The sequence below is a fragment of the Dorea ammoniilytica genome (assembly GCF_025567415.1).
Classification (GTDB): Bacteria; Bacillota; Clostridia; order Lachnospirales; family Lachnospiraceae; genus Claveliimonas; species Claveliimonas ammoniilytica.
This window is the reverse complement of sequence record NZ_JAOQJV010000012.1, coordinates 62775-80939: the sequence shown is the minus strand read 5'-3', so window position 1 is coordinate 80939 and position 18165 is coordinate 62775. Positions and strand designations below refer to the sequence as shown.

The 18165-nt window shown below is 45.6% G+C and carries 17 protein-coding genes, 1 tRNA gene and 1 riboswitch; of the genes, 4 read left to right on the top strand and 14 right to left on the bottom strand.

Going from position 1 to position 18165, the window contains the following annotated elements; genetic code table 11:
* On the top strand, window positions 1-1044 hold a 1044-nt coding region (locus OCV65_RS09675; protein ID WP_262581855.1), incomplete at its 5' end, for a PucR family transcriptional regulator.
* 60 nt (window positions 1045-1104) lie between these two features.
* Here the strand turns inward: OCV65_RS09675 and thiC are convergent.
* The 7 genes from thiC to OCV65_RS09640 form a co-directional block, all read right to left on the bottom strand.
* On the bottom strand, window positions 1105-2415 hold the full coding sequence (gene thiC / locus OCV65_RS09670; RefSeq protein WP_262581854.1) for a phosphomethylpyrimidine synthase ThiC: 1311 nt from the start codon (window positions 2413-2415) through the stop codon (window positions 1105-1107).
* Between the two features lie 95 nt (window positions 2416-2510).
* Window positions 2511-3020 (bottom strand): energy coupling factor transporter S component ThiW, encoded by a 510-nt coding sequence (gene thiW / locus OCV65_RS09665; RefSeq protein ID WP_118383224.1) that lies wholly within the window; start codon window positions 3018-3020, stop codon window positions 2511-2513.
* Window positions 3021-3113: 93 nt separating this feature from the next.
* Window positions 3114-3223: riboswitch (TPP riboswitch) on the bottom strand.
* A gap of 154 nt (window positions 3224-3377) precedes the next feature.
* Complete coding sequence (locus tag OCV65_RS09660; protein WP_262581852.1) at window positions 3378-3980, bottom strand: cytidylate kinase-like family protein; 603 nt, start codon at window positions 3978-3980, stop codon at window positions 3378-3380.
* A gap of 19 nt (window positions 3981-3999) precedes the next feature.
* A complete protein-coding gene (locus tag OCV65_RS09655; protein ID WP_118383225.1) occupies window positions 4000-5352 on the bottom strand; it encodes an ArsB/NhaD family transporter in 1353 nt (450 codons plus the stop codon).
* A gap of 194 nt (window positions 5353-5546) precedes the next feature.
* Window positions 5547-7769, bottom strand: coding sequence for a DNA topoisomerase III (locus OCV65_RS09650; protein WP_262581851.1), 2223 nt, complete (start codon window positions 7767-7769; stop codon window positions 5547-5549).
* A gap of 141 nt (window positions 7770-7910) precedes the next feature.
* Window positions 7911-8195, bottom strand: coding sequence for a DUF1294 domain-containing protein (locus OCV65_RS09645; protein ID WP_262581850.1), 285 nt, complete (start codon window positions 8193-8195; stop codon window positions 7911-7913).
* A gap of 147 nt (window positions 8196-8342) precedes the next feature.
* Window positions 8343-8415, bottom strand: a tRNA-Lys gene (locus OCV65_RS09640).
* 218 nt (window positions 8416-8633) lie between these two features.
* On the opposite strand from OCV65_RS09640, the gene OCV65_RS09635 reads away from it, so the two are divergent.
* Window positions 8634-9134: a DUF6512 family protein gene (locus OCV65_RS09635; RefSeq protein ID WP_262581849.1), complete on the top strand. Its 501-nt coding sequence runs from the start codon at window positions 8634-8636 to the stop codon at window positions 9132-9134.
* Between the two features lie 234 nt (window positions 9135-9368).
* Here the strand turns inward: OCV65_RS09635 and OCV65_RS09630 are convergent, their stop codons facing one another.
* The 5 genes from OCV65_RS09630 to OCV65_RS09610 form a co-directional block, all read right to left on the bottom strand.
* A complete protein-coding gene (locus tag OCV65_RS09630; RefSeq protein ID WP_002575864.1) occupies window positions 9369-10880 on the bottom strand; it encodes a recombinase family protein in 1512 nt (503 codons plus the stop codon).
* A gap of 94 nt (window positions 10881-10974) precedes the next feature.
* Window positions 10975-11130: a hypothetical protein gene (locus OCV65_RS09625; protein ID WP_002575863.1), complete on the bottom strand. Its 156-nt coding sequence runs from the start codon at window positions 11128-11130 to the stop codon at window positions 10975-10977.
* Between the two features lie 40 nt (window positions 11131-11170).
* A complete protein-coding gene (mobV, locus tag OCV65_RS09620) occupies window positions 11171-12115 on the bottom strand; it encodes a MobV family relaxase (RefSeq protein ID WP_002575862.1) in 945 nt (314 codons plus the stop codon).
* A 173-nt stretch (window positions 12116-12288) separates the two neighbouring features.
* Window positions 12289-12684, bottom strand: coding sequence for a replication initiator protein A (locus tag OCV65_RS09615; protein ID WP_002575861.1), 396 nt, complete (start codon window positions 12682-12684; stop codon window positions 12289-12291).
* Window positions 12685-12795: 111 nt separating this feature from the next.
* Complete coding sequence (locus OCV65_RS09610; RefSeq protein WP_262581848.1) at window positions 12796-13209, bottom strand: cysteine-rich VLP domain-containing protein; 414 nt, start codon at window positions 13207-13209, stop codon at window positions 12796-12798.
* Between the two features lie 228 nt (window positions 13210-13437).
* Here OCV65_RS09610 and OCV65_RS09605 point away from each other — a divergent pair, with 228 nt between their 5' ends.
* Window positions 13438-13701, top strand: a complete 264-nt coding sequence (locus tag OCV65_RS09605) for a hypothetical protein (protein WP_002575859.1) — start codon at window positions 13438-13440, stop codon at window positions 13699-13701.
* Window positions 13702-13779: 78 nt separating this feature from the next.
* Window positions 13780-14580 (top strand): helix-turn-helix domain-containing protein, encoded by an 801-nt coding sequence (locus OCV65_RS09600; RefSeq protein ID WP_002575858.1) that lies wholly within the window; start codon window positions 13780-13782, stop codon window positions 14578-14580.
* 80 nt (window positions 14581-14660) lie between these two features.
* Here the strand turns inward: OCV65_RS09600 and OCV65_RS09595 are convergent, their stop codons facing one another.
* Both OCV65_RS09595 and OCV65_RS09590 read right to left on the bottom strand, forming a co-directional pair.
* On the bottom strand, window positions 14661-15881 hold the full coding sequence (locus OCV65_RS09595) for an MFS transporter (protein WP_002584949.1): 1221 nt from the start codon (window positions 15879-15881) through the stop codon (window positions 14661-14663).
* Window positions 15882-16834: 953 nt separating this feature from the next.
* Window positions 16835-18031, bottom strand: coding sequence for a zinc-ribbon domain-containing protein (locus OCV65_RS09590; RefSeq protein WP_262581847.1), 1197 nt, complete (start codon window positions 18029-18031; stop codon window positions 16835-16837).
* Window positions 18032-18165: the final 134 nt, after the last annotated feature.

Here is an 18165-nt window from a genome sequence, read left to right as displayed (position 1 = left end):
TATGTTGGCGGCATAAAAACTGCCACCAGTTTCTCGTATCTGGTGGCAGAAATAGTTTTTATTTTTTTGATTGTCTACTTGACGGGAAGCAGTTCAATCGACTGGGGGTCTTCTGAAGATTTTCCTGCTATCCAGGGTATCGTCAAGATTAATAACAGTGTAGAAGCCTATGTAACTATGCATCCGGGAAAAGGTAACATTACCGATGATCTTATGAAAGCCATGTCCATCATCCAGAATGTTTGCGGATATTTTCTAAAGAGCAACCGGTTTGAATCCAGTAATATTCCGCATTTCCAAAAAGTATTTATCAGTGAATTACTCAGCGGAAACATTAAAAATGAAAAACAACTGAATGAATGGTTTCAGGATATGAATTGTGAAATCCTGCCTCCTTATATCCTTACTGCTGTCACTGCACGAAATTCCGACGAAAAGCTGGCACTTTCCATGATTCGCAGATCCTGCCAGTCTCTTTTGCCCAATCAATTGATCTTAATACATGACAACGTTTTATATATTCTTCACTATAAGGCGAGCAAAAAGGGCAGTAGTCTCCATGAATACCAGTCCTCTCTCACTAAAATCGTAAAGCGTTTTCATGCACAGGCTGGTATCAGTCAGCATTTTAGCAATCTACTTCTTATAGAAGATTACAAAATCCAGACATTAGATGCCATCAAATATGGGCAGATACTTAATCCCGATGCCCGTTTATACCTGTATCAGGATTATATACTTCCGGCAATACTATATCCGCGTATCGAACAAATGCCTGTTAATAATTACATGCCAAAATCATTAGAAAACATGAATGCATATGACATGGAAAATGCAACCGAATTTCTTCCAACTTTAAAAAGTTATATCTTTAATCTGAAGAATACCAAAGAAACCGCCAGTGAATTGCACATCCACCGCAACACATTATTATATCGAATTAATAAAATAGAAGAACTATTCGGCATCACACTAGACAGTGCAGAGGATTTTCTATATATCATGATGATATTTTACATGCAGGATTTAAAAAAGAATGTGTAAAAAAACAGCACCTTTCTTCCCATATAAAGGAAAAAGGTGCTGTTTCTAAGTTCAGCTATCTTACAGAATATCGATATATTCTCCTGCCAGTGCTTTGTTCATACTACGTACTGCGCAGAATTTTCCACACATGCTGCAGGTATCGCTGTGATCCTCTTCCGGACTTCTGCTGTCACGGATTGCCTTTGCATGCTCCGGATCCAACGCACATGCATACTGTGCTTCCCAGTCAAGCTTCTGTCTTGCTTCAGCCATCTTGTCATCAATGTCTCTTGCTCCCGGCACGCCCTTAGCAATATCTGCCGCATGAGCCGCAATCTTGGAAGCAATGATTCCCTGCTTCACATCATCAACATTTGGCAGTGCCAGATGTTCTGCCGGTGTTACATAACACAGAAATGCAGCTCCGCTCATAGCGGCTACTGCTCCACCGATTGCACTTGTAATGTGATCATATCCCGGTGCAATATCAGTTACGATAGGTCCCAGTACATAGAATGGAGCTCCCATGCAGATGCTCTGCTGGATCTTCATATTAGCTGCCACCTGATCAAGCGGTACATGTCCCGGTCCTTCTACCATAACCTGTACATTATGTGCCCACGCACGTTTGGTAAGTTCTCCCAGACGTACTAACTCTTCAATCTGGCATACGTCGGATGCATCAGCAAGGCATCCTGGTCTGCAGGCATCACCAAGCGAAATCGTCACATCGTATTCTTCACAGATATCCAGAATCTCATCATAATATTCATAGAACGGATTCTCTTCACCTGTCATGCTCATCCATGCAAATACGAGACTTCCGCCACGGCTTACGATATTCATTTTACGTTTGTGCTTTTTAATCTGTTCGATCGTCTTTCTTGTTATTCCACAGTGCAGCGTTACAAAATCAACGCCGTCTTCGGCATGCATCCGAATTACATCTACGAAATCTCTGGCAGTCAGTGTTGCCAGATCTCTTTGATAGTGGATGACGCTGTCATATACCGGAACAGTACCGATCATTGCCGGACATTCATGAGTCAGTTTTCTACGGAATGGCTGCGTATCGCCATGGCTGGACAGATCCATGATGGCTTCTGCCCCCATATTTACCGCACTCATTACCTTCTGCATCTCAATATCATAATCTTTACAGTCTCTGGATACGCCCAGATTCACATTAATCTTTGTACGCAGCATGCTGCCGACTCCTTCCGGATTTAAACAAGTATGATTCTTGTTTGCGCAGATGGCTACCTTACCCTCTGCTACCAGCTTCATCAGCGCCTCGGACGTCATGTGTTCTTTCTCTGCAACTGCCTTGATCTCAGGTGTTACAATTCCTTTTCTTGCTGCGTCCATCTGTGTTGTGTATTCTCTCATCTTTTTTCTCCTTCTTCGGGATATCCCGGTTCTTTATTGCCCACAACATTTTTCTTACGCGACAGAAGGTGGTGCCCCCAATCTGCCGCCATGCATTACCTTTCAGTCCGTATCTGGTTCAGTGCTCCACCCTTTTCCAATGCAGAGATCAATACATATGCCAGAATACTTCCCACAACTGTAGAAACAAGAAATGGCACAATATAGACAAATAATCCGGTTGGATTCAGTCCCATCAAAAGCTTTGCAACCGGATAAGCTGCAATTCCTCCCAGCACGCCGGTTCCAAACGCCTCAGCACAGCAGGTCAGCCAGAGTTTTCTACACATTGCATATACCAGTCCACAGCACAGAGCTCCAACCATACTTCCCGGAAATGCCATCAGACTTCCGAGTCCAAGAAGGTTACGGATCAGACTTGCCGCAAATGCAATGCCGACTCCCCACCATGGTCCAAGTACAACTGCTGCCAGCACATTTACCATATGCTGTACCGGTGCACATTTACTTCCAAGTATCGGAAAGCTGATAAAGCTTCCGACTACAGCAACCGCTGTCAGAACACCTGCAAGAGCAAGCTTCTTAACTGTGTCATTCTGTTTCATCTTGATTATCCTCCTTTCCTGCCATAGTAGTTGAGTAACTCTCTTCTATAAATAAGAAAAGAGACACCCCGTAAGGGCATCTCCTAAATCACTGATTACTCGCTTTGTTGTCCCTACGTTGGCATTATCCAAATCAGGTTATGGGTCGAGAAATGCATTCTCCTCTCAGCCAGCTTTTTACGCCAGCTCCCCGTAACGATCATTCTATTCATCCTATATTATACTATTATGCGAGATAATTTTCAAGGTAATTATCATAAAAGTCCCCTGTTCAATTATTTCTTTTCCGTAAAATAAAAAACGCTCCCTTTCAGAGAAACTGTTTATAACTGTTCATCTGAACGGGAGCATCTTATTTTATAAAGACAATCTCATCTTAATATATTCTTCCATCATATCAGCTGTGCCATCAAGTCCCAGTCTGCTGCTGTTAATACTGATATCATATCCTCTGGAGTCACCCCATTTGGTCTTACAGTAATGATTGTGGTACGTCTTACGCTTACGATCATGACGTGCGAGCAATTCCTCGGCTTCTCCTCTGGATACACCTTCACGCTGCATGGTACGTTCAATCTTGTCCTGCATATCCCCTAATACGAAGAAACTGATCAAGTTCGGATTCTCTTTCAGAATCGTCTCTGCACATCGTCCCACGATAACAAAAGACTCACCCTCGTCAGCTTTCTTTCTCAGAAAATCAAACTGCAGATTAGCAATGTTTTCCTGTGGAGAATTACTGTAGCCTTTTACCGTTCTAGAGAAAAATGGAATCTTCGGCAACTCATCGAATTTTTCCAGTGTCTTAACATCCACTTTCTTGTCCAATGCAATCTCGCCGAGCATATGATAATCATAAAAAGTCAGTCCAAATCGTTTTGCCAGCTCCTCTGCTATCCTATGTCCACCGCTTCCATACTCACGTCCAATGGAAATAATCAGCTGTTTCTTCAGTTCCATACTATCACATTCCTTTCCATTAACAATATCTGAGCCAGATTCCTACTGTTGCAACCACCATTACGATAATTGTTGCCGGAACTGCACTCTTGCAGTATTTGCCCCATCCAACGATGTGACCTTCTTTTGCGATAACCGACATACCTACTACATTCGCTGATGCTCCGATTGGTGTTGCGCTTCCTCCGATATCTGTTCCCATGGAAAGTCCCCATGCCAGTGTAGAAATATTCACACCATTCAGGGCTGCCAGACTCTGGATAACAGGAACCATTGTAGCCGCAAATGGGATATTATCTACAAATGCACTTGCAATTGCAGAAACCCAAATGATAATCGCTACCATTACATACAGGTTGCCACCACTGACACTACCAATAAATTCGGCGATCAGCTTCAAAACATTTGTCTGCTCCAGACCACCTACTACGACAAAAAGTCCAATGAAGAATAACAGCGTCTTATAATCTACGCCTTTAATCACCTTCACTATATTTTTACCGGATGTAATCAGTGTAACGATTGCAATTCCAAGACCAATCGTCGCTACCGTAAGTCCTGTCTGTGCATGTGTTACAAGAAGTACAACTGCACACAGAAAAATGACTGTGCTGATTGCAAAACTTGTCTTATTGGTAATCGCTGACTTCGGATCCGGATATTCTGCTACTACTTTTCCAGTACGCTTTACACGAAGTTCTTTGTGGAAAATCAAATAGTAATAGATTACTACCAGAATCAGTGAAATACCAGCCAGTACACCAGTATTGGTAATAAAGTCTGCAAATGTCAGCTGCAGAGATGTTCCGACAATGATGTTCGGCGGATCTCCGCACATAGTTGCTGATCCTCCAAGGTTCGCGCAGAAGATCTCTGCCAAAACCATCGGCACCGGATCAAAGTCCAGCAAATCAGCAAGTTCCAATGTAACTGCTGCCAGGAACAGGATAACTGTAATACTGTCAATGAACATTGCCAGTATCGAAGACATAAACATGAATGTAATAAAGATCGGTATCACTTTATATTTTACCGCTTTTGCGATCGTCATGCAAAGCCATCTGAAAAATCCCGCTGCTGCCATACCTTCTACCATGATCATCATACCGGCTACGAAAATGATCGTTGCCCAGTTGATGCCGGCAGAACTCTCAGAAGCCTCACCTGCTGTGTACCAAAATCCCCTCGTAAATATCTGAGCCACATTCAATGTCTCTGTCAATGCTGTCATACTATGCATGCAGATTCCAAATACAACAACCATTGTAACCACTGCACATCCCAAAGTAATAATATGACGTTCAATCTTGTCCATGATAATCAGTAAAAACATTACCAAGAATATCAGGACAGCCGCAATTTGTGCCGCCATAGCTTATTGCCTCTCTTTCCTTTGTATTTTCAATTTCCAAATGCCTATTATAGTCGGAAAGATTGTTAAATTCAATGTCAATCTAGCAAAAAAATTGTACTAAAAAAAGTGCTTTTTTTCTTTCTGTACTTTCTCCACAGGTCAGGCCAAAAATCTAACAGTTGGAGGCCGGTACAAAATAATACACACAACTGTTATTCATCCAGTTTTATCCCCGCCAGTGCCTGTGCAAATGCATTGTTCACCGGTTCCTCTTTCTGCTTTTTCAGATACTTCTGCACATCTTTTTTGGACACGCCTGCACCTTCTTTGGCTCTTCTCGCCTTAAATGCCTCCAGCTTTTCCTTATATCCACATGTGCACACAAATGTCTCTGCATCGCCTTTCTTGATCAATTCCATCTTTTTATGACAGTTTGGACATCTCGCATTGCTGGTTCTTGCTACCGTCTCTTTATAACCACATTCTCTGTCCTGGCACACCAGAAGCCTCGCATTCTTACCTTTAACTGCCAGCATCCTCTTCCCGCAGCGCGGACATTTGCTGTTCGTCAGATTATCGTGACGGAAAGTTCCATCTGCCTGCTTAATCTCCTGAATCAAGTCTTTTGTGTAATCTTTGATCTCATGAAGAAATGTCTTTTCTTTCCCATTTCCAGCGGCAATGTCCGACAACTGCATTTCCCATCTGGCTGTCAGTTCCGGTTTCTTCAGGTCTTCCGGCACTAATTCTAGCAGTTGTTTTCCCTTTGATGTGATCCGGATCTCATTACCATTCTTTTCTATCAGAAACGTATGGAATAGCTTTTCGATAATGTCTGCTCGGGTTGCTACTGTTCCAAGACCGCCTGTTTCGCCCAGTGTTTTCCGCTCTTTGACATTATCAGACTCCATATAACGGACCGGATTCTCCATCGCACTCAGCAGGGTTGCCTCGGTAAATCTTGCCGGTGGCTTCGTCTTTCCCTGCGACCGCATAATTTGGGAAATATCTACTTCCTGACCTTTTTTCAGTGTCGGAAGCTGCTGTCCTGCTAATCTCAGCTGATCCCCGCTTTTATCATCTTCTTCCTCATCCAGAGACATATTGTCATAGACCGCTTTCCAGCCTTCTTTCAATACAACCTGCCCTTTCGCCCCAAATACCGCGGTAGCCACAGATGGCTTCGCAGATATTTGCACAGTAGCTTTCATCGTCGTCTGTTCATACTCATATGCCGGATACAGTACACCGATAAAACGGCGTACTACCAGATCGTAAATCTTCCGTTCTTCATTACTCATGTGATCTAATTGTACGTATTCTTCCGTCGGAATGATCGCATGGTGATCACTGACCTTCTTATCATCCACAAATGCTTTGCTTGTACAGATCGGTGCCTTCAAAAGTGCTGGAATATATGCTTTATACGGTCCGATATTGCAGGCTTTTAGCCGTTCTTTGATGGTTGGCACAATATCCGAACCGATATATCTGGAATCGGTTCTTGGATACGTCAATACCTTATGATGCTCATACAGACGCTGCATGATATTAAGCGTCTCCTTCGCCGAGAATCCATACCGCTTATTGGCATCTCTCTGAAGTTCCGTCAGATCATAAAGACCCGGAGACGACTTCTTCTTTGCCTGCTTCTGCACATCTGTAATGACCAGTTTCTGCCCCTTAATGCTCTTTTCTATCTGATCAATAACTTCCTTCTTAAATGACCTGAGGCTTCCGGTCTTTGCATTCTGCCAGGTCCATTTCACGCCTCCTGCCATACACTGTAAGCCATAATAATCTTCCGGCTTAAATGCACGGATTTCTTCTTCCCTGCGCGCGATCATCGCCAGTGTCGGGGTCTGCACACGACCACAGGATAACTGCGCGTTATACTTGCAGGTCAGTGCACGGGTTGCATTGATTCCCACCAGCCAGTCTGCTTCTGCACGGCTCTTTGCCGCATGATACAGTGCATTGTACTGTCTGCCATCTTTCAGATGTTCAAATCCTTCACGAATCGCCTTGTCTGTTACCGAAGATATCCACAATCTCTTAATCGGCTTGTGACAACCGGATTTATCCAGGATCCATCTGGCAACTAGCTCGCCTTCCCGACCGGCATCCGTTGCAATGATAATCTCCGATACATCCTTTCGGAACAGCTGGGACTTCACATTCCGATACTGCTTTGCTGTCTGACGAATTACAACTAATTCCCATTTTTCCGGCATCATCGGCAGATACGACATATTCCATTCTTTAAATTTCTTATCATATTCTTCCGGATCTGCCAGTGTTACCAGATGTCCCAGTGCCCAGGTCACAATATACTGACTGCCCTCAATGGCACCCGGAATATTTTTATTGCATTTCAGCACCCGCGCAATATCACGGGCTACCGAAGGTTTCTCTGCTAAAACAAGTGATTTCATAAATATCCTCCTGCTAATTACAATTTCATGAGCGAATTTTCCTCATTTCACCACCATTTTATGAGCGAATTTTCGCATGCTTGTCACTATTTCATGAGCGAGTTTTTATATAACAAGCACTATTTCATGATTTAGTGACTATTATATCAGATTCGTATATCTTACTATCATCCACATATGCACCACTGCAAACAACGGCACCAGCATCCGGAATGACATGTGCTTTGTCTTGTGCCTGAAAGTCTGCATCCCGATCCAGGCACCTGCTGCCCCACCGATCAACGCAATGCCCAGCAGTGTCTTCTCTGGGATTCTCCATCTGCCCTCCCTGGCATATTTTTTATCCAGGCCATATAAGATAAACGCTATGACATTTACGCAGATGTAGTATATTCCGATAATTCCGTATTCATTTACTATATTCATGTTATCATCCTCTTATGTTCTTTCATTTTTCATAGTACCTTATCCTATTTAGAAAATCGTGTAAGCACGATTTCTACATTGCGGCTTATTGCACAAAAAAATCACCGCCCCCGCAGCTCCATGTCTGCAAAAACAGTGATTTTTAAATGCGCGATCAGGGGTTCGAACCCTGGACACCCTGATTAAGAGTCAGGTGCTCTGCCAGCTGAGCTAATCGCGCTTATTTCGTTTTCCGTTCCTCGCGAACGCAAGATTTATTATAGAGTAACTTTCCAAAAAAAGCAAGTACTTTTTTGAAATTTTTTCAAAAAATTTGTCGGGGTAGTTTTTCAAGGTAAAAAACAGATGATTTCCCGTACTTTGTCTTCTAATTGTTATTCATATTCCTCCTTTCCGCCGAATATATATACTCTATAGCTACATATCCAGGAGGTTTTTATGATCCGCATTATTCCACGCCAGTCTTTCCCATATATGATCGTCACGATGATCCTTGGTACGCTGAATCATTTTCTCTATGACTGGTCTGGCAAGAATCCTGTCATCGCTCTTTTCACTCCTGTCAACGAATCTGTCTGGGAGCACATGAAACTGCTCTTCTTCCCATTTCTATTGCTGTCTTTGATCGAATATATCATCCGCAGGCCGGACAGGGCTCGCTTCTTCGGTTCCAGACTGTTCGCTGTCTGGTGCGGTATGCTTTTCATTATCATGCTTTTCTATGGATACAGCGGCGCCATCGGCAAGTCTTTCGTGCTGATTGACATTCTTCTGTATTATCTTGGCGTTATAATCACATACAGCCTCTCCGCAAACACAGAGAGACTGTTCCATGGCACTTCCATACTCACGATCTTTTTATGGTGGACCGGAAGTACCCTTTTATTATTCCTTTTTACTTGTTTTCCACCGGAGATACCACTGTTTATCAGTGCTTAATCCTATTTTGATGCATCTACATTATCGTCATGATTATAATCAGATTCATTTGCTGTTACTACATTTTTATACAAATCGTCTAACGTCTGATATCCATAATATTTCCAAAGCATATCCGTCATCGACTGATCCTTCACGTCGGTTCTAATCGTAAATTTATTTTTTGGAGTACGATAAAGTACAGTTTACAAGGGACTACACAGGGTAGGTATCTGACGGGAGGGGTGCCGCCAGTCAGATTTTCCATGTGATGTTCAAGCTGTCGCTTGTGGCGGCTATGGTGGTGATCATCAAATCCACCACACGCCGCTTGTCATCAAAAGATACATTCTCCCAGGTATCGAGGTAGCCGGAAATCTGGCTGACCTGTTCCGGGCTGATGGCCTCCACAGTCAACTCCGCTATCCTTGCCAGAAGTTCCTGCTTGCGCCCGTCCAGTTCCGCTATCTTCACATTCACATAGGAGAACAGGACATTGTTTGCCCCCGTCAGACTGTCCACCAGCTTTTCAATCTCGCTGTCTACATGGGCAAGTTCCACTTGCAGGGCGGTGATTTTCGGGTTTGCCTTTGCCGCTTTCTTTTTTCCTGTCAGCGTCTTGTAGCTTGCCAGCTTCTTTACCATCTGCTGATAAACAACCGCTTCCAGTTCCGAAGTGATGATTTTCCCACAGCCAGGACAGCTTTTATTGTCCAGCCGTTTCGTGCAGCGGAGATACTGTTTGCCGGAGGGATTGTAGATACTCATAAGAGCATACCCGCAATTCCCGCACTTGATTTTTCCTGCCAGCCATGTGTGGGTGGCTTTCCGGGCAGACTGGATTTTCATGTTGTTCATCAGCTTCTTGCGGCAGGTCAGCCAGGTGTCGGAGGGGACGATACCCTCATGGGGAGCCAGTACCAGCATTTGGTCTTTTAAGTCGTTTTTCTTGCTGGCCTTTACATCTCGCCCTTGATACAGATAGCAGCCGTTCATGCCCGTAAAATCGGCAACGTCATTGACAATGACTGTACCTTGACTTTTGAAAAATTCGTACACATCAAGGTCTGCCTGCACATAGACAGGATTGCGTAACATCTGCGCCAGCGTGGGGCGTATCAGCTCTTTGCCATGGAACAAAATCCCCTGTTCGGCAAAGTACCGGGTAATGTCCCCGTAGGAAGTTGTGGGCTGGGCGTACATCTCAAACATCAGCCGGATATTGGCCGCTTCCTCCGGGTTTACCACCAGCTTCTTTGTGTTGATACCGTCCATCTTGATAGGCTCCGTATGGAAGCCGTAAGGGGCTTTCCCGCCCATCTTAAAGCCCCGCTGACTGCGGGAGTAGTAAGCGTCCGTTACCCGCTTCTGTATCGTTTCCCGTTCAAGCTGGGCGAACACGATACAGATATTCAGCATGGCCCGTCCCATCGGCGTGGAGGTATCAAACTTTTCCGTAGAGGACACAAACTCCACATTGTACTGCTGGAACAGCTCCATCATGTTGGCAAAGTCCAGAATGGAACGGCTGATACGGTCGAGCTTGTAAACCACGACCTTTGCAATCAAGCCCCGCTTGATGTCCCGCACCAGTTCTTGAAACTTCGGACGGTCTGTGTTCTTGCCGCTGTACCCTTTGTCTGTGTATTCCTTGCAGTTACCGCCTTTCAACTCGTATTTGCAAAATTCAATCTGGCTTTCAATGGAAATGCTGTCCTTTTTGTCTACCGATTGTCTTGCATAGATTGCGTCTATCCGATTGTTCATATTGTCGCTCCTTTTCTTAAAAAAGAAACGGAGCTGCTGACAGTTCTATTATACCGCCAGCAGCCCCGCAAATCAATGATGGGTTTGGAAAACCTTATGTCCCGGCTTCCTCACTCTCCCGCTTGTCGGCGTACTTGCGGAACACCTCATAAAGCTGCTGTTCCAGTTCCCGGCGTTTGGCTGCTTCCTGTTCCGGCGTGAACACCGGGGAGAGATTTTCCAGTGTGATTTCCTTTCCCTGAAAAGTCACGATTTCGATTTCCTTTTTGTATCTGATATTACTTATAAGATCACCTTTCCTTTCCATGCTGCCGCTGTTGCCGTTTCAGTTCCGCTAAAATCTCCGGCGGGATACGGTCAACCAGCCGCCGCATATCGTCCAGTTCGCTTTTTAACTTCGCCCGTTCCATCGTGTCATTCATCTTGCCTTTTTCGCTGGCCTTTGCCCTGACTTCCAGCTTTTCATTTTCCGCTAACAAGTCATTGATTGTGACCTTGTATTTTTTCAGTTGCCCGGAGAAGTTCTCCATCTGCGGAAACCACTTTTTCAGCATGGAGAGGGCTTCCTCTTTCTTCTTTCCGGCGTTCAGCGGGGTAATGCCGGAGAGAACCGCTTCAATGGCCCTCGCCTGTTTGGAGAGGTTGACCGCCTGTTTGAACAGCCGGGTGGGGATATGCTTCCGGCCCGTCTTGCTGGCGCTTTCCCCACGCTCCAGGTCGGGGTACTGCTCCACCATACAGGCGTGAAAATCGTCCTGCCACTTCGTCAGATTGGCCCGGTTGCCGATAATTTCTTTGGCGCACAGGCGGTTGTCCTTTGTCAGCGGCACAAAGACCAAGTGCAGATGGGGCGTTTTTTCATCCATGTGTACCATAGCCGAAACGATGTTCTCCCGGCCCACCCGGTCAATGAGGAAGTCCGCCGCCCTCTGGAAGTAGGCCGCTATCTCCTTTGGGGACTTGCCCTTGAAAAACTCCGGGCTGGCGGTAATCAGCGTGTCCACAAACCGAGTGCTGTCCTTGCGGGTGCGGCATCTGGCCTGCTCGATGCGGCTCTGAATGAAATGGTAGTAGCGGCCATCCGGCTTGACGATGTGGAAATTGTACTTGCTCCGGCTGGTGTCAATGTCCGGGTTGCTGGCGTACTGCTCCTTTTTCCGTTCATGGTGGGCTTCCAGCGGCCCCGCCGGGTGGCCCTTGTGCTTCTCAAATCGCAAAATTGCGTGTTGTGCCATTGAACTCCTTTCCCCATTCCATTCCTTTCCGGCGGGTTTTCCCGCCGAAAATATCTCTGATAGGATTGGAATGGAATGAATGTAAATAGATGGTTTTAATCTCTGTATTTCTATATACCGTCAGATTTCCGTACTTCAAGAGGATTGATTTTCGTACTCGCCAAGTACGGTTTTCAGCCCTCCGGCGTACCATAACCGGATTTCTTGAAGTCGGTGTTTGGAACCGCTTCATAGGATTTCGGGTAAATGCGGTTGGGTTTTCCACAGCCCTGTTTCTGGATTTCCACCAGCCCCGCATACTGCAACTCCCGCAGGGTGTTGACCGCTTTCTGCCGCCCGCAGCGGAGCAAAGCGACCACCTCGCAGATGGGGTAGTACAGGTAGACCCGCCCGTACTCGTCCGCCCAGCCGTTCTTCCGGGACAACTCCGCCCGGCGCAGGACAAAGGCATACAGCACCTTCGCTTCGTTGCTCAAGGGCTGGAATGTGGGTGCTTCAAAAAGGAAATTGGGGAGCCGGGTGAAACTGAACGCCTTTTCCGGCTGGTGAATATAAATCGTGTTTGTCATAGCGTGTTTTGTGGACGGTTAGAGGCCCGTTTTCCGGGGCGAATGATAAATGATACCAGCCGCCCCGGTTGAGGGCTTGCGGAGCCTTGCAAATCAAGGCTTTTCCCGCTCTTAACTGTCCACAGCAGACCTCCTTTTCCGTTCACTTTCTGTTTTCTGCCGCCTGTGAACTCTGGCGGCGCAGTCCGGGCAGTATTTGCCCCGGTTGGACTTCGGGACGAACACACCGCCGCACTCCGCACAGCGTTTCAAGTCCCTGTCCCGGTAAATCTCCGCTTCCAGCGTCCTGTCCAGCAGCAAGACCGCCCAGCGGAACCACTTGCAGCAGACGGAGAACGAAATCATCTGCGGACAGGCGCAGGTGTCGCCATCGTCCAGCGCAAGGCAGTTTCCGTCCTCGCAGTTGCAGCACTCCCGGCGTATCAGGCCGCTGGCTCGTCTCTTCTGGGGCGGGGTTATGCGGTAGGGGGAGCCGTCCGGCCTGTGTTCCAGCGGCGGCAGGTGTTGATAGGGTCTTTTGCTCATGCGTCCCTCCGTTTTCTTTGGCGTGTTCTGTTTCCAAGGTGCTTGTCCATCGATGAACTATCCCAAGTCTACACCTTTTTGACCGCCTGTGCCGTATATCCAAGAGGTAGGAAATCAGCCTGAAAAACTCCCTATTTCCACGCTCTCGGATTTGTGATATAATCAAAAAAAGATAAAAGACAAATTCAGGTTTCTGGTCTTCTTGCACAAAATAAAGGAGGAGCTATTATGCAAATTGTTTATATTCCAAGCGAATCAATGTCTGTTCAAGGTAAAAAAGATGAAATCTATAAAAGATATGGGAAAGACTGGAATATTAGAGAACAGGGAGGAGGTAACGGAAATTGGTTGTTGACCAGAAAAAGTGATGTGCTTGTAGATGGAAAAAGTTATCGTACTTTTGTACTTGAACACTACGGTAAATCCAAGCTGACAGCGAAGCTTGTTGATAAATTTCGTGAAGATGTAGCAAATGGTAAAATAAAACTGTAAATGCCTATGCCGTTATGCTATGAGCATAGTACATAGCATAACGGCTTCTCTTTCGTTGAGCTAGCAAGGAGGGTGAATATGTCTTTATCCATACAAGAGCGATTAAAAGACCTACGTGTGGAGCGTGGCTTGACGCTGGGGCAGCTTGCGGAGCAGACCGGGCTTTCCAAGTCTGCGCTGGGCAGTTACGAAACGGAAGACTTCAAGGACATCAGCCACTATGCCCTTATCCGGCTGGCGAAGTTTTACGGTGTGACCGCTGATTATCTGCTGGGGCTGTCTGAAATGAAAAATCACCCAAACGCCGATCTTGCAGACCTGCGTTTGAGTGATGAAATGATTGACCTGCTGAAAAGCGGGAGGATAGACAATACCCTGCTGTGTGAGCTGGCGGCGCACCCGGATTTCCCCCGGCTGATGGCTGACCTTGAAATCTATGTGAACGGAACGGCACTGAAACAGGCGCAGGGTGCAAACGCCATAGTGGACACGATGAGCGCAACTGTTATAAAAAAGCATAATCCTGGCATGAGTGATACGCAGTTAAGACAGCTTATCACCGCCCATATTGATGAGGACGAGTTTTGCCGCTATGTGATACAACGGGACATAAACGGGATTGCCCTTGCTCTGCGGGAAACACACAAGGACGATTTTTTCAGCGTCCCAGAGGATAACCCGCTAAAAGAAATGCTGGAAACTGCTGGTGAAATCGTCAGCCAGGACAGCGACACGGAACAAGCGTACTTGGCGTTTATCTGCAAACGGCTCAAGCTGAATTTTAGGAAGCTGTCAGTAGAAGAACGGAAGTGGCTGAAAAAGATTGCGGAAAAATCCGACTTGCTGAAGAATCCAAAACCGCAGAGAGGACGAAGATAAAAAATGCCTGAACGGCGGTTCTGGTTTTTCAGAACCACCATCCAGGCATTTTGTTTAGTAATAGAAAAAGGTGCAGTTGATTATTGCGTATTGTCAATCTCTCTCAAACCGGGTAGTAAAAATACGGCAAGCGCAACGATGATAATGCCAATTCCGCAAATGACAAACCATTTCTCAACTCCCAGCCGCTCCGCCAGAGGCCCGGAAATGACAAGGCCAAACGGCATGGCGAGGGAAGCGGCGCTTGTCAGTAGAGAAAAAACTCTCCCCAGATATTCTGGTTTGACCGTTTCTTGAAAAATCGCATTTTGCACACCGTAAAATGGAGCGGAAATTCCCATAACAGTACAGCACACAACAAAGACAAGAAATGCGTCTGGCGGCAAAAGCCCGGAGAGCATATTGCTAACGCCCATCAGGAGAACGGAAAGACCGATGGTGTACCGCCGTTTCTTAAAACCGCCCCAAATGCTCAGAATGACTCCGCCAAGCAGCATACCAACCGCAAAAGCAATTTCAGCGGCAGAGGCATGGGCCGGTGTTCCTTTGAAGTATGACATACAGATGAGAGGAAAAAGCGTACTGATTGGCATATAAAAGAACATATAAATTACACCAATCCAGAGCAGAGCAAAGAGGCCCCTGTTTTGCTTTAATACCACATACCCCTCTTTCATATCCTGTAAAAACTGTTGTCTTTTCGTTTCTGGACATAGTTCAGGCGTTGGTATGGACGAAATCGCAACAGTCACACAGGCAAGGATTGCACCCACAATATCTAACAATATAATTGCATTAAGAGGCCAAACAGCATATAAAAACGCTGCGGCAGCTGGACTGATAATCGCACTTACTGCTTGCATGGTCTGCGTGTAACCAGCGCATTTTGTAAGTTCCTCTTTTGGCACAATCATAGGTGTTGCTGCGCTGAATGCTGGAGAATGAAAAGCAGTTCCCGCACTTCGGATTAACAGGACAACCATAATAGACCATACGGGCAATTCCATGTAAAACGCCACCAGCGCCAGAATACCGCCAGCGGCGGCAATTATCAAATCCGCACCAATCATTACGCTTTTACGGCTGTGCCGGTCAACAAAAGCACCTGCAAACGGGCCTAAACAGGCTTGCGGCAAAAATCCAATCAGTGTTGCCGCCGTCAATATGATTGCAGAATTAGTTTTCGCAACCAAATAAAAGATAATGGCCATTTGCAAAATACCGCTGCTAATAAAGGATATTGCTTGTCCGGCAAGAAGTGTAAAATAAGTTTTTCTCCATGAATTGTTGTTTTGGGTCATAATGCGAACCTCCTTTTTTATTGCATTGTTCCTTTGTTTCTGCAATAAAAAGCAGGCGTTGTCCCACAGAGAGGGCAGACGCCTGCATAACAACAAAGCACGAAAAAACACCACGATACAGTTCAAAGACTGCTCGTGTCAAACCTACGTGTTCCTTTGCATACGCACGCAAAAAAAGCCCACCATCATGTGGAAAGGTACTTCTACTTTTTATTGCTTATTAGCGTACACAAATTAACACACGTAAGCCTCCTTCCAATCTCAAACTGTCGCACAGTATAACACACATCCGATAGACTTGTCAACCATTTTTAACCTTGTTTTCCATCTTGTTTTTCCATCTCTTACGGGCAGTAGCAAAGCCATTTTAGGGCTTTCCCGCCCATTTCAATTTTGGGAGAAGAAAGGCCCCAAAATGAACGAGTGCGGCCAAACACTTTTAGGGATTGGCCACCTTGTCCACCCATCCAGCGGGGCGGCGGGGAACGGTCAAGGCCGGGCGTCAGCCCATTCATTTCAGCCTTGACGGTTTCCTGCCGTCCTGCTACTTTTCCCGGAGTGTGGCCACACATCTGGTCACGGTGTCCAGAGCTTTGGGACTTTTTGTCCCATAGGCCGGGGGCGGAGGACGAGGGACGGGGGCTTTCATAATACGCCCTGTCTGCTGCTGAAATCAGCCCTTTGTTTCCGGCTTACCAGCCCCAAACAAAGCCCTGCTTTCCTGCCGCGTCAAATGCCCTTGCCCTCCCCGGCGGCAACGGTATTTTCAGGGCAACGCCGACAGAGCGTATAACACACTACACTTTGCTCCGCAAAGTCGTGTGCCAAATGGGGCGCTGCCCCCTTTGGAAACCCCCGCAACAAACAGGTGCTATGCACCCAGCCGGGAGCATAGCGCCGTTTGTTGTCAGCAGCCCGTTTCACGGTCTGCGTGTAGTTCCTTGTAAACTGACCTAATCTGAAATATCAACAATCAAATTCCCCTCTCCATCAGCCAACACATCCTGATAACAGATAAACCAGTAAACGTCATTGACCTGGTCATACGATTCGCTTCCGTTACTGTAGGCATCTCTTACTTTTACATGATATACAAGATATAATGCATTGCCATTTTTCTCCTTTGAACTCAGCAGATAATCTCCCATATAGGTAAGACTCTCTAAAGATTCATAGTTTCCCCAGTGCTGATCCATATGGTTATGATATTCTTCCTCCGCCTGCTCCTGCATTTCTTTCAGAGTTTCATCATCCAGTTCACTGCTCTTCGTGATATAATAATTCAGTCCCTTAACTGTATACTCCTTTTCCCATTTCTCCGGAATCTTTCCAAAATTTGCTGAATATTCATCTGCTTTGCTCTTGTCCAGATATATCTTGATCTTATCTCCATTCTTCAGAGTCTCATACGCCTCACATTGAAAATCTGCAGCTGTTAGACCTGAACCTTTATAATCCCATCTAACATAGCCATTCGGTTCTGTTCCGTTAAATTTAACGTCAAGGTCTTTAAATGCGTCAAACGATTTAACCTCTTCCAGTCCCTTCACCTTATATGAACCATCTTTATACTTTAATCTACATTTCACATACTGCGAATACTTTTTATTGATATTCCATTTATATTTCACTTTATCATTATTAGACAGATTACTATCTGATTCGACTTCCACACTTATGAACGACTGTAAGACATCCACCGGTGATACAGAATCCGCACCGATTCCATATTGTTCCTTGAATTCCTTAGTAAGCGATAATCTGGAACCATATTTTTTCTCAACCTTCTGCCAGTCAATCTGCGCATATACATCTCCTGATCCTTCATATCCTGTCGACTCAAAACTCACATACTTATCAAGATCGATCGTCTTCCTGGCTCGCATGATCATAAATCCAGCCAAAAATATAATTACTGCTGCCACACAGATTAGAATTATCATCAGTTTCGTTTTGCGATTCCCACTATTCTTTTTCTTCTGAGTTTTCTCATTTGTTTCCGGCTTTTCTGCTGTTTCTGGAGTCTCCGCTGCTTCTGCTGCAACCTCTGTCTCGTCATTCGCTTCTTCCTGCCCGGTTACAGGCTTTCCACACGCTGCACAGAATTTTGCATCGTCCGCATTTTCAGTTCCGCAATATTGACACTTCATCTCTACACCTTCCTATCGTCTGACCTCACGTTGTCTTTGCATCGTAATAATCATACACCTTTTTTTCTATTAATCAAATATGATATGAAAGTTTTTGTTTTTTCAAAAAGTAAAAGGCCGGGCAGTCTCTCGAC